General features: G+C 67.6%; 9 protein-coding genes. 3 read left to right on the forward strand and 6 right to left on the reverse strand.

Going from position 1 to position 13,009, the window contains the following annotated elements; all coding sequences use genetic code 11:
* Positions 1 to 24: 24 nt before the first annotated feature.
* Positions 25 to 1,776, reverse strand: coding sequence for a hypothetical protein (locus tag E0T84_RS01505; RefSeq protein ID WP_070185932.1), 1,752 nt, complete (start codon positions 1,774 to 1,776; stop codon positions 25 to 27).
* Between the two features lie 56 nt (positions 1,777 to 1,832).
* On the opposite strand from E0T84_RS01505, the gene E0T84_RS01510 reads away from it, so the two are divergent.
* Genes E0T84_RS01510 through E0T84_RS01520 form a run of 3 tightly spaced genes read left to right on the forward strand, consistent with a single transcriptional unit; the run spans position 1,833 to position 5,178 of the window.
* Entirely contained in the window at positions 1,833 to 2,774 is a 942-nt protein-coding gene (locus E0T84_RS01510; protein WP_070185931.1) for a GDP-mannose 4,6-dehydratase, read from the forward strand.
* 39 nt (positions 2,775 to 2,813) lie between these two features.
* Positions 2,814 to 4,595 (forward strand): amidohydrolase family protein, encoded by a 1,782-nt coding sequence (locus tag E0T84_RS01515; protein WP_070185930.1) that lies wholly within the window; start codon positions 2,814 to 2,816, stop codon positions 4,593 to 4,595.
* Between the two features lies 1 nt (position 4,596).
* On the forward strand, positions 4,597 to 5,178 hold the full coding sequence (locus tag E0T84_RS01520) for a TetR/AcrR family transcriptional regulator (RefSeq protein ID WP_070185929.1): 582 nt from the start codon (positions 4,597 to 4,599) through the stop codon (positions 5,176 to 5,178).
* Here the strand turns inward: E0T84_RS01520 and E0T84_RS01525 are convergent.
* Genes E0T84_RS01525 through E0T84_RS01545 form a run of 5 tightly spaced genes read right to left on the reverse strand, consistent with a single transcriptional unit; the run spans position 5,175 to position 12,782 of the window.
* Positions 5,175 to 5,537, reverse strand: a complete 363-nt coding sequence (locus tag E0T84_RS01525) for a DUF2304 domain-containing protein (RefSeq protein WP_070185928.1) — start codon at positions 5,535 to 5,537, stop codon at positions 5,175 to 5,177. The two genes, E0T84_RS01520 and E0T84_RS01525, sit on opposite strands and share 4 nt — an antisense overlap.
* Entirely contained in the window at positions 5,534 to 6,232 is a 699-nt protein-coding gene (locus tag E0T84_RS01530; protein WP_070185927.1) for a glycosyltransferase family 2 protein, read from the reverse strand. Before E0T84_RS01530 ends, E0T84_RS01525 begins: the two co-directional genes overlap by 4 nt.
* A gap of 24 nt (positions 6,233 to 6,256) precedes the next feature.
* Complete coding sequence (locus tag E0T84_RS01535; protein WP_138743550.1) at positions 6,257 to 7,510, reverse strand: hypothetical protein; 1,254 nt, start codon at positions 7,508 to 7,510, stop codon at positions 6,257 to 6,259.
* Entirely contained in the window at positions 7,507 to 8,844 is a 1,338-nt protein-coding gene (locus tag E0T84_RS01540; RefSeq protein WP_138743551.1) for a M1 family metallopeptidase, read from the reverse strand. The genes E0T84_RS01535 and E0T84_RS01540 overlap by 4 nt, the downstream gene beginning before the upstream one ends.
* Complete coding sequence (locus tag E0T84_RS01545; protein ID WP_138743552.1) at positions 8,841 to 12,782, reverse strand: Pls/PosA family non-ribosomal peptide synthetase; 3,942 nt, start codon at positions 12,780 to 12,782, stop codon at positions 8,841 to 8,843. Before E0T84_RS01545 ends, E0T84_RS01540 begins: the two co-directional genes overlap by 4 nt.
* Between the last annotated feature and the right edge of the window lie 227 nt (positions 12,783 to 13,009).

Below are 13,009 nucleotides of genomic sequence, written 5' to 3' on the forward strand. Positions count from 1 at the left end.
ACGTTCAGTATCTCAGCACCTGAACTACCTGGGTGCCAGGAATCCCACAGGCCCGGGGGAGATACACACCGACAGGGCGGCGGTGTTGGCCTGCACGGAGATCGACTGCCCGGCTCCGGGTAGCCGGACGAAGACGCGGTTGAGTCCGGGCCGTACCGGCACTTTCACCTCGGGGCCTTCGGCGAGAGCCATGGTCAGTGAGCCGTCGCTGTTGGCCAGGTAGTTGATCTCTGCGGTCCAGTCGGCCGGCAGGAGTGGCCCGTCCAGTGGCATCACGGAGGGTTCGTCGGGCTGCACCAGGAATCCGCATTGGGGTGCGGGACCCTCGACGATGGTGCGCACCCAAGTCACCTTGGCGTCGACCAATTTCCCGGACCGGTCGAACATGCGCAGATCGGTTGTCGCCGAGGCGAACTCGGGGCGCGGTGACGCCAGCGCGAACATGTGGCTGGCCAGGTTCTCCGGGGCGGCCACGCGTTGCAGGATCAGCGGGTCGACCTCTTGATCCAGCAGGGGAGCGGCCGAGGAGGTAGACGCCAGTGACGCGCGGGCGTTGTTCAGATAGGCCGGCACGGGATTGTCTTGCCACACCTTGAGGAAGGTAAAGGTCGAGTACAGGCTGCTTGCCACGAAAAGCGCTGCGACACTGACACATACAACCGACCGCGTGGGGGATGCGGAAAAACGCGAACTTCGGTTCGGCGCACAGAATCCCACCGCCGCCAGCAGCGCCAGCACCACCACCAGGTCCGGCAGATAGCGCAGCGTCTGTGCCAACTCCAATGCGGTGAACCGCGACGAGCGCATCAGGTAGATGGGGATCTGGCAGGCCACCGCGTAGCCCAACGCCACGACCAGCACCGGCCAGATGCGGGTCTTGCGCACCAGCACCACCGCCACGGCGACAGCAAGCACCACCCAGCCCAGCACCATCACGGAGAGAGGAGGCGTGGCCCACGGCGAGGCCGGCGCCCAGCGCTGCCAGGACCACGGACCGCCGACGATGCCCGGCACGATGCCGTGAGTGAACGAGCGGCTCAGCAGGTCCCAGGTCATCGACACGTCGAAGCTCCACCGCTTCTGATCCACGACCAGCAGGTACACGCCGATCCAGGCCACCAACAGCGCCAGAGACCCCACCCACAGCTGAAGACCCCGTCGCCACACGTCGCGCACGGAAAAAGTCCCCGTCACGTACCCCAGGAGAGCCACCACCGCGAAGGCCACGAACGGGATCACCGCGGCCTTCTCGAAGAACAGCAGCCCGCCCAGAAAGACGAGCACACCAACAACCGCGTGCCGCGATGACCCGGTCCGCACCAGCAACACGGCCTCGCCAGCCACCCAGGCCAGGGCTGCTTGCATCGGCAGTGTGTTCAGCCCTGCCGCCCACCAGGCGAACCCGGGTAGGGCCAGGGGGGTGAACAACGCGAAGGTCAGCGGGATCAACAAGACCGGGCGCCAGCCGAGGATCACCCACAAGGCCCGCAGCAAGGCAAGCGAGGCCAGTAGCTGCATCACCACCAGGCTCACGGCAGCCAGCACCCAGGAGAACGGGGCAAGTCGGGTCACCGCGCCAGATACCAAGAACGCCGCGGGCATGACGTGACCGTCGTGGTCGTCGAACAGGAAGGACGGCGACAGCAGATTCTGCGTTCCGGCCCGGCCGATCAGGATCAGATCGTCCCAGTAGAAATAGCCGCCGAATGCGAGTATCGCCCGGATCACCAGGTGCAGCGCGATGAGCGCGGCGGCAATGCGGGCGATCTTGTTCACTCTTGCCGACTGTACGGACCCAGCGGCGGGCAACCCGCCGTCGGTATGGTGAGGCAGTGCGAACACTGGTGACAGGAGCGGCAGGTTTCATCGGATCGACGCTGGTCGATCGGCTGCTGGCCGACGGGCACAGCGTTGTCGGGCTCGACGACCTGAGCTCCGGACGGGCAGAGAACCTCAGTAGCGCCGAGAACAGCACGGACTTCGAGTTCGTCAAGGCCGACATCGTCGACGCGGATCTGCTGGGCCTGTTCAAGGACACCCAGCCGGAGGTGATCTTCCACCTGGCCGCCCAGATCTCGGTGAAGCGTTCGGTCGATGATCCGCAGCTGGACTCCACGGTGAACGTGGTGGGCGTGGTCCGGTTGGCCGAAGCGGCGCGTCAGGCCGGTGTGCGCAAGGTGGTGCACACGTCCTCGGGTGGTTCGGTGTACGGCACCCCGCCGTCCTATCCGACCGGCGAGGACACCCCGACCAATCCGGCGTCGCCGTATGCGGCGAGCAAGGTGGCCGGCGAGGTCTACTTCAACATGTTCCGCAATCTGTACAACCTGGATTGCTCGCACATCGCCCCGGCCAACGTCTACGGGCCGCGTCAGGATCCGCACGGCGAGGCCGGTGTGGTGGCGATCTTCGCCCAGGCGCTGCTGGCCGGGCGACCCACCAAGATCTTCGGCGACGGCACCGACACCCGCGATTACGTGTACGTCGATGACGTGGTCGACGCCTTCGTGAAGGCGTCCGGGACAGCCGGCGGGGGCCAGCGATTCAACGTCGGTACCGGAGTGGAGACCTCGACCCGCGAGATGCACACCGCGATCGCGCTGGCCGTCGGTGCGGCCGATGAGCCGGAGATGCACCCCGCGCGGCTGGGTGACCTGCGTCGTTCCCAGCTCGACATCAGCCGGGCCCGAGACGTGCTGGGTTGGCGGCCACAGGTGGACCTGGCCGCGGGCATTCCCCAGACGGTCGAATTCTTCCGGGGTAATTCGCACTAAAAGATTGTGAGTACTCACTTTCTGCTCTAGCGTTGCGTCATGTCCTACGACGTCATCGTTCGCAACGGCTTGTGGTTCGACGGCACCGGCGCCCCGCCGCAGGTCCGTACCCTGGGGATTCGCGACGGGGTGGTGGTCGCGGTATCGCCCACCCCGCTTGACGAGACCGACTGCCCGGATGTCATCGACGCCGGCGGCAAGTGGGTGCTGCCGGGTTTCGTCGACGTGCACACGCACTACGACGCCGAGGTATTGCTGGATCCGGGTCTGCGGGAATCGGTGCGTCACGGCGTGACCACCGTGCTGCTAGGCATGTGCTCGTTGTCGACGGTCTACTCCGACACCGAGGACGCAGCCGATCTGTTCAGTCGCGTCGAGGCGGTTCCGCGTCAGTTCGTGCTGGGCGCCCTGGAACAACACAAGACCTGGTCGGGTCCGGCCGAGTATGTGAAGGTCATCGACGACCTGCCGTTGGGGCCGAATGTCGCCTCGCTGCTGGGGCATTCGGACTTGCGGGCTTCGGTGCTGGGCTTGGACCGGGCCACCACACGCGGGGTCACCCCGACCGACGCCGAGCTGGAGACCATGGCGGCCAAGCTCGATGAGGCCCTCGATGCCGGGATGCTCGGCCTGTCCGGGATGGACGCGGCGATCGACAAGCTCGACGGGGACCGCTTCCGGTCCCGTGCCCTGCCGTCGACGTTCGCGACCTGGCGTGAGCGCCGACGTCTGATCAAGGTGCTGCGCAATCGCGGCCGGATGCTGCAGAGTGCGCCCAGCACCGCCAAAGCCTATGAGGCACTGAACTTCTTCCTGGAGAGCAGTGGCCTGTTCGGCCGGCGCAAGGGCGTTCGGATGAGTCTGCTGGTCTCGGCCGACGCCAAGTCTGCGCCCGGCGCGGTGCACGTGCTGGGGCCGGGTGTCCGGTTGCTCAACCGGATCCTGGGCGCCAAGGTGCGCTTCCAGCACCTGCCGGTGCCGTTCGAATTGTATTCGGACGGAATCGATCTGCCGGTGTTCGAGGAATTCGGTGCGGGCACCGCAGCCCTGCACCTCAAAGACCAGTTCGAGCGCAACAAGCTGCTCGCCGACCCAGAGTACCGCCGCCGGTTCCGTAAGTCCTTCGACCGGCGCGTTCTCGGACCGACGCTGTGGCACCGTGACTTCCACGACGCCACGATCGTCGAATGTCCCGACAAGACGTTGATCGGCAAGAGCTTCGGGCAGATCGCCGACGAGCGCGGTATCCACCCGCTCGACGCCTTCCTCGACGTGCTCGTCGACAACGGCGAGAGAAATGTGCGATGGACGACCATCGTTGCCAACAACCGGCCCAGGTACCTCGACCGGCTGGCCAAGGATCCTTCAGTGCACATGGGCTTCTCGGATGCCGGTGCGCACTTGCGCAACATGGCATTCTACAACTACCCGGTGAAGCTGCTCAAGCGGGTGCGCGACGCGCAGCTGACGGGCCGGCCGTTCATGACCACCGAGCACGCCGTGCACCGTCTCACCGGCGAGGTGGCCGATTGGTTCGGCGTTTCCGCCGGAACCCTGCGGCAAGGCGATCGGGCCGACTTCGTGGTGATCGACCCGGCCGGCCTCAACGACACCGTGGAGGCCTACCACGAAGAGTCGGTGCCGTTCTACGGCGGGCTGAGCCGCATGGTGAACCGCAGCGACGAGGCCGTGGTCGCCACCGCCGTCAACGGTGCAGTGGTCTTCCGCAACGGCCAATTCCGTGACGGCTACGGTGAATCGGTGAAATCGGGGCGCTACCTGCGGGCCGGTGCTGAGAAGCTGGCCCAAACGCCGGTCTGAGATGGCCAGGACTCAACAGCAGCGCCGCGCGGAAACCGTCGCACGCTTACTCGATGCCGCGATCGACACCATCATCGAGGTCGGCTACGCCAAGGCCTCGGCGGCAGTGATCGCCAAACGGGCAAGGGTTTCCGACGGCGCGCTGTTCCGGCATTTCCCGACGATGAGCGACTTCATGGCTGCCACAGCCCACGAGGTGGCACGCCGTCAGCTGGAGTTGGGCAGCAAGCTGGTCGCGGAGATCCCTGCCGAGCAGCCACCGCTACCGGCGGTGCTGACGATCCTGCGTGACATCGCCGGCAGTGAAACCAACACCGTGTGGCACGAGCTGATGATGGCGGCCCGCACCGACGAGAAGCTGCGGGGCCCATTGCAGACCGTGCTCGCCGAATACATCGACAACATCTACGAAACGGCCAAGAGCGCGCCGGGGGCGGACCAGATTCCCGAGGATGTGTTCGCCGTGCTGCTGACCATCGTGATCAACACGTTCGACGGCGCGGCGATGGTGCGACGCGTGCTGCCCCTGCCGGAACTCGAGGACGCCCGGATCGCCATGCTGGCGGGGCTGCTCAGCCGTTAGGTGGTCCCCTCGACCGGATTGTCCTGACCGGGGACCCGCACGTTCTGTAGTGCTACGGCTCGGGCCAGCCGGGCGTAGCGCAGCTCAATGTCCTTGAGGCGCAAGTAAGTCGACAGGGTCACGAACACGAACGCGATGATGAGCACATACTCCATCAGGTCCGTACCGCGATCCACCCCAAGCCAATTGGCCACCACGGTGGTGTCGTCGGGACGCAGGATCGCATAGATGCCTGCCGCCACGAACAACACGAAGCCGACCTTGACCCACGCCTTGGACCGTGCACTGCGGCGTGACCCCAGCAGGTAGGCCAGCAGCACCAGCACCGAGATGATCAGCAGCGCCTGAATCCAGTTCATCGGGACAGCCTCCTGCGTAACAACCCGTCGAAGACGATGTTCACCCCGTTGAGCAGCGGTTGCCCTTTCGACTTCGAATAGTCGGTGTAGAGGATCTCGACCGGCTCCTCGACCACACGCCAACGGCTTTCGTACGCCAGGTCGATGAACTCACCGGCGTGGCTCATGCCGTTCATAGTGAGGTCCAGCTGGTCGGCCACCGTCTTGTTGAACACCCGCAGGCCGTTGTGCGCGTCGGTGAGTCCGAGAGCCCGGCTCTGCGGGCTCAGAAACGCCGCGGCGCGCAGGATGATCCGCTTCAGCGGCGGGGTGTGCGTCACCGCGTGTGCGTCGCGGCTGGCGAACCTGGTGCCCACCACAAGATCGGCGCCGTCGGCGTCGAGGCGGTCGATCATCCGCACCACGTCCTTGACCTGATGCTGACCGTCGGCATCGAAGGTGGCGAAGACGCGGGCCCCGGGGCGGCTACGCGCATACTCGACGCCGGTCTGGATCGCCGCACCTTGACCGAGATTCACCGGGTGCGGGACGACGCGTGCGCCGGCCTGCAACGCCAGCTCGGCGGTAGCGTCGCGGCTGCCGTCGTCGACGCAGATCACGTTAGGAAAAACCGAGCGCACGTCGGAGATGACGTCGCCGATGATGCTCGCCTCGTTGAAGGCGGGGACGATGATCCAAACGTCCTGAAAGCGCATGTCGATGGGCACTAAACTACACGGTCATCGCAGGGCCAGTTTGGCCAGAGCCACCAGGTGAACTGCGATTCCCACCAGCGGTCCGCACAGCAGTGCGACGATGGTGCGCTCCTCCAAACCCATCGGCAGCAACAGCAGCGCCACCGCGGCCACCGTCGCGATGATCCAGCCCAGCGCGTAGGCCCGGTGCTGGGCCGCTGCGACAGTCGCAGCGCCGGTCAGCGTGAGCATCGCAATGGCGACGGCCGCAGCGGTCAGCCAGGCCAGCAGGGCGCCACCGGCCCGGTACTCCTCGCCGAACCCCACCCGCAGGAGCCAGGGGCCGAGCCACCCGGCCGCGGCTACGCCGACGGCGCCCAGCCCTGCTACCGCGGCGGCCGGCGCCAGCAGTGCCCGCAACCGTCTGTCGCGCTGATCGACGAAATGCGCGATCAGATTGCCCTGCATCGCGGTGAGCGGAACCAGCAGTGGGGCACGGGTCAGCGTGACGGCCAGGATCACCACACCGCCGGCCGCGCCCAGATCGCCCGAGGTGGCCTTGAGCAGCACCGGGAAACCCATCACCAGAACGGCGCTGGCCCCGGCCGCGGCGATCGAGTGGGCGGCCCCCCGCAGGAACGTCGAGGGACTGCCCGCCGTCAGCAGTCCGGCAGCCATGCGCGCAGCCGGTGCGGCGATCAGCATGATCAGCCAGGCCACCGCACCGGCCACGGTGGCCCACAGGAACCCGGCCAGGCCCCAGCCGATGACGAACGTCGCGGCGGCGACAGCCACCCGGATACCGGCGTCGGTGACCATCAGTGCCCCGTACTCGGTCCACCGATTCACACCGGCGAGCATGCCGAGCAGCGTGGCGTGCAGACAGAATCCGGCCAGCCCCACGCTGAGCAGGACCACGCTCAAGGCGCGGGACTCGGCGAACACGTGCGCGCTCCACAGCGGTGAGGTGGCCGCGATGACCACGGCGGCGGCGACGCCGACGAGCCCGGCGATGCGCATCGGGTGGGTGGTGGCCCGGCCGGTGAGGTCGACGTGTCGAGACGATCGCACCTCGCGGGTGGCCTCTTGCAACAGACCGTTGGCGGCCCCGGTCACCAGGCCGAATGCCCCCCAGAACACGCTGAACACCGAGAACCCGGCGGGTTCGAGGTCGCGGGCGGCCAGGTACAGCACGGCATAGCCGCACAGCGCGCTGATCGCCGTCGCCAGGCCGACGCGGGCGACGCTGCTGCGCGTGATGGGTCCTGTCGCGGGGGCGCCGCCGCCGGCGTCGGTCACAGCTCCGGCAACTCTTTGGAATACAGCCAGGCCTGCCACAGCGGCTGCAGCGGTTCCTCGGTGTAGCCGGCGGCCAGCCCGGTGAAATCGCCGGTGAAGGCCGTGCTGTGACGGTAGCGGGCCGTCCAATCCCTCAGTAGCGCAAAGAAACTCCTGTCACCGATCCGATTGCGTAACGCGTGCAGGGTCAGGGCGCCGCGCTTGTACACCCGGTCGTCGAACATGTCCTGCGGTCCCGGATCGGACAGCAGAAGATCCTGGGGCTTGTCGCGCAGCCGCGCGTGGTAGTGCTCTGCCCACTCCGCGGCGCTGCGGCCGCCGCTGTGTTCGGACCACAACCATTCAGCATAGCAGGCGAATCCCTCGTGCAGCCAGATGTCGCGCCAGCGCCGCGCGGTCACCGAGTTGCCGAACCATTGGTGGGCCAATTCGTGAGCGATGAGCCGTTCGGCACTGCGATGCCCGTCGCAGTGGTTGGCCCCGAAGATCGAGATGCCTTGGGCTTCCAGCGGTATCTCGAGATCGTCATCGGTGACCACCACGGTGTAGCCGGTGGCCAACGGATACGGGCCGAACAACTTGATGAACAACTTCATCATCTGCGGCTGGTGCTCGAAGTCATGGTCGAAATTGCGTCGCAACCGGGCGGGCAACACCGCGTGCATCGCTACCGGTGTCTTGGTCAGCCGCTGGCTCTCGTACTGGCCGATCTGCAGGGTGATCAGGTAGCTCGACGTCGGCTCGGACTGCTCGTAGGTCCACACGGTGTGTCCGGCGCGGGCTTTGCGAGAGATCAACTCACCGTTGGCCAGCGCGTAGTACGGGCTGTCGGTGCTGATCTGGATCCGGTAGCTGGCCTTGGAGCTGGGATGGTCGTCGCACGGGAACCACGAGGCCGCTCCGTTGGGCTGACCGGCCACCAGAGCCCCATTGGTCAGTTCTTCGAAACCGACTTCTCCCCAATAGGATTCGATCGGGCGCGGGGTTCCGCTGTAGCGGACGACGATGGTCATCGCGGCGCCGGCCGGCAATGCCGAGGGCAGGGTAACCGACAGCTTTCCACCCGAACATCGGTACTGGGCCGGACGGCGGCCGTTCACCGAGACCCGCGACACCGTCAGGGCGTCGGACAAGTCGAGGGTGAAGTTGCGCAGCGCCGCCAACGTCACCGCGGTGATCGTGGCTGTCCCGGCCAGCCGGTTGATCGCCACCTTGTACTCGAGGTCGAGTTCGTAGCGCGACACCCGATACCCGAAGTTGCCGTTGCGCGGCAGGTACGGGTCGATGGCGGGTGGGGAGACCAACTTCTTTGCGGCTTTCTTCGATCGCGTCACGCGGCAGGGTCTTCTGTCTTCTTGGTGGCGTTGGCGGACTTTTCGGGGGATTTCTCGGACGCGCGCTTCTTGCCGAACATGTTCCACGGCGCGATCGGGTTGCCCTGCCAGCGTGTCGACGGCGGTACTTCGTCACCGCGCATCACCAGCGAGCCGGGGCCGACGGTGGCGCCGGTGCCCAGCCGGGCCGCGGGCAGCGCCACGCAGTGCGGGCCCAGCGTCGAACCTTCTTCGAGCACAACGCTGTCCAAGCGCATGATGCGGTCGTGGAACAGGTGCGTCTGTACGACACAGCCGCGGTTGACGGTGGCGGCGGCGCCCAGTGTCACCAGATCGGCTTCGGGTAGCCAGTAGGTTTCGCACCACACGCCGCGGCCGATCGAAGCCCCCAGCCCGCGCAGCCACAGGTTCATCACCGGGGTGCCGCTGGCGGCCCGGGCGAACCAGGGTGCCGCGACGGTTTCGACGAAGGTGTCCGACACTTCGTTGCGCCAGACGAACGACGACCACAGCGGGTGTTCAACCGCACGAATCCTGCCGACCACCAACCACTTCGCGATCACCGCGATGGTGCCGGCCACCAGTCCGGCGGTCAGCAGCACCACGCCTCCGGACAGCACGGCCCACAGGAAGCCGAACCGGATCGTCACGGCCTGCAGTGCTCCCAATACCGCGACGCCGGTCGCGAAGGTGACGATCACCGGGATCAACCGGCAGGTCTCGACCGCCGAGCGCATGATCTTGAGCCGCAGCGACGGATGGAAGGTACGCAACGCGTCGGCGGCGGTGGCGTTGCGGCGCAACCGAACCGGTGGGCTGCCCAGCCACGACGAGCCGGCCTTGGCCTTGTGCGGCGTGGCCGACAGCACGGCCACCAGGCCGTCGTTGGGAACCTTGCGACCGGGTTGGGTGATGCCCGAGTTGCCGAGGAATGCACGCTTGCCGATGGTGGCCTTGGCGACGTGGATCCAGCCGCCGCCCAGTTCGTAGGACGCCACCATGGTGTCGTCGGCCAGGAACGCGCCGTCCTGGACCTCGGTGAACTTCGGGGTGAACAGCGCTGTCGAGATCTCGGTGTCTTTGCCGACTTTCGCGCCGAGAAGCCGCAGCCACCATGGGGTGAGCAAGCTGGCATAGATCGGGAACAGGTAGTTGCGGGCGGCGTCCATCAGGCGTTCGGTGGTCCACAATTGCCAACCCACCCGGCTGCGGACGGGGTGGTAGCCCTCCGACAGGCGCACGGACAAGGCGCGTACGCCGATCACGGTGAGCGCGGCGTAGGTCAGCAGCGCCACCGCGGCGGCGGCCGGAGTCCACGCGAGCGCGGGCAACAACGCGTCGGCGGGGGTGGCGCTGCCGTGCACGGCCCAGACGATCACCGCGAGGCCGGCGGCCAGTGCCACCAGCGGCAGCCCGGCCAGCAACAGCGAGGACACGCCGTAGACGGCGACCCACAGCGGGGCGCGGGGTGGGCGGTGGTCGGGCCACGGGTGGCGGGCCTTGCCGGACTTCACGGCGGGAGAGCCCTTCCAGTACTGACCGTTCTTGACCTTGCCGGTCACGGCCGAGCCAGGTGCGACGTCGGCGTTCTTGCCGACGCTTGCGCCGGGGAGCAGGGTGGTGCGGGCGCCGATCGTGGCGTCGTTGCCGATGGACACCGGCCCGACATGGAACAGGTCGCCGTCGATCCAGTGCCCGGTCAGATCCACCTCGGGTTCGACGGAGGCGCGGTGGCCGATCTTGAGCATGCCGGTGACCGGTGGAGCCGAGTGCATGTCGACGCCTTTGCCGACGCTGTTGCCCAGGGCGCGGGCGTAGTAGACCATCCACGGCGCCCCGGCCAGGTTCTCGGCGCCGCTGGCGGCGGCCAACCGCTCGGCGATCCAGACCCGCAGATGGACCAGGCCGCCGCGGCGGTAGGTGCCGGGTTCCAGCCCGGTCAGCAGCATCCGGGCGAACAACACCGCGATGCCCATGCGGCCCAGTGGCGTGACGAACAGCAGGAACCCGGCCAGCACCCACCACCAGCTGAGCGGGTGGGCCCAGGACACGATCCCGGTCTGGGCGGCGACGTTGTTCAGCAGGGCCAGCCAGACCACCCACTGCATGCCGGTCAGGGTGGCCAACGGCAGCGACAACGCGACCTGTGCGGCCTGGGTGAGCAGCGGTGTCGGTTTGACCTCGCGGGATTGGATCTGCGGCGGTGGCTTGAGTTCGTCGAGGTAGCCGGCGAGCGAGCCGAGGCGAGGATGATCGTAAAGGTCGGCGACGGTCACCAGCGGATAGCGCCGGCGCAGCGCGGCCACCAGTTGTGCAGCGGACAGCGAACCGCCGCCCAGCGCGATGAAATCGGCCTCCGGCCCGTCGACCGGTGTGCCGAGCACGTCGCGCCACAATCCGGCGAGCCAGCCCATCGTGCCGTCGAGTTGTGGTGCGTCCTGATCGGAGTCTCCGGGCGGGGGCCACGGCAGTGCATTGCGGTCCACCTTGCCCGACGTGCGGGTCGGGAGCTCGTCGAGCAGCACCAGCCGGGGTACCAGCGCGGCCGGCAGCGACTCCGACAACGCGGCCCGTGCCGCGGCCAGATCGAAGCCGGGATCCGTGCTGGCGATGTAGCCGACCAGCAGCGGGGTGCCGCTGGCCGTCTTGCGTACCGCGGCGGCGCCGCCGCTCACGCCGGGCAGGTGCACGAGCGCGTTGTCCACCTCGCCAAGCTCGATACGGCGCCCGCCGACTTTGACCTGATCGTCGGCCCGGCCCTGGAAATACAGGCCGTCTGCCTCCAGACGCACCAGGTCACCGCTGCGATAGGCACGGTTCCAGCCCAGCGTCGGCATCGGGGCGTACTTCTCGGCGTCCTTTTCCGGATCGAGGTAGCGGGCCAGGCCCACCCCGCCGATCACGAGCTCGCCGACTTCGCCCAAGGAGACCGGCTGGCCGTCTTTGTCCACTACCGCCAGGTCCCAGCCGGCCAGCGGCAGGCCGATGCTGACCGGGCCTTGCCCGTCCAGCTGTGCGGCGCAGGCCACGACCGTCGCCTCGGTGGGGCCGTAGGTGTTCCACACCTCGCGGCCATCCACCGCCAGGCGCGCCGCCAGTTCAGGCGGGCACGCCTCGCCCCCGAAGATCAGCAGCCGCACCGCTTCCAGCGCCTCGGCCGGCCAGAGCGCGGCCAGCGTGGGCACGGTGGACACGACGGTGATGTCGCGGCTCACCAGCCAGGGGCCCAGGTCCATGCCGCTGCGCACCAGTGACCGTGGGGCGGGCACCAGGCAGGCGCCGTGCCGCCAGGCCAGCCACATCTCCTCGCACGACGCGTCGAAGGCCACCGAAAGCCCGGCCAGGACTCGGTCGCCTGGTCCAATCGGGTTGTCCTGCAAGAACATTTGCGCTTCAGCATCGACGAATGCCGCGGCGCTGCGATGGGTGACGGCCACCCCTTTCGGGGTGCCGGTCGAGCCCGAGGTGAAGATGATCCACGCGTCATCGCGCCCGAGCGGGGCGGCGGCGCGCCAGCCCCGCGACGAACCCGGCCCGCGGATGAGTCCTTGCTCGGTGATCACTCCGACCACGTTGGCTTCGCCGAAAACCAGCTCGGCACGCTCGTCGGGGTCGTCGGCGTCAACCGGGACGTAGGCTGCCCCGCAGGCCAGGACCGACAGGATCGCCACGTACAGCGCATAACTGCCCGAGGGCATCCGGATTCCGAGCTTGTCCCCGCGGCCGATACCGCGGGCGGCCAGCCACGCCACGCTGTCGGAGACGTCGGCGATCAGCTCGGCGTAGGTGAGCTGGACGGTGCCGTCGTCGAGGGCGGGGGCGTCGGGAAAACGCCTGGCCGTGTCGTTCAGGATGTCGACGAGGGTGCGCGGCTCGGGTGCCAGTGGGGATAACGCGTACTGCGGGGGGATCTCGTGCGGACTGGCGGGAGCTGTCACGAGTACAAACTACTAAGCCCCCGCCGGGACGGCTCGGTGGTCCGAGCGGCGTGCCGGTTCGATTTCGATTCGCGGGGCCGGTCAGGCAGACTGGTCGGCGGAGGGGAGTATTCCTTCGCTGCGACGTCGTCATCACGTCGGTCGTCAATCGATCGATCGGTGTCGCGGGCCGGTGCGTGTTTCCGGTGGAAGAGACCTCCGGCGTTGTGACGACCGGAGGATTCTCG

The organism is Mycobacterium sp. DBP42 (genome assembly GCF_005924235.1).
Classification (GTDB): Bacteria; Actinomycetota; Actinomycetes; order Mycobacteriales; family Mycobacteriaceae; genus Mycobacterium; species Mycobacterium syngnathidarum.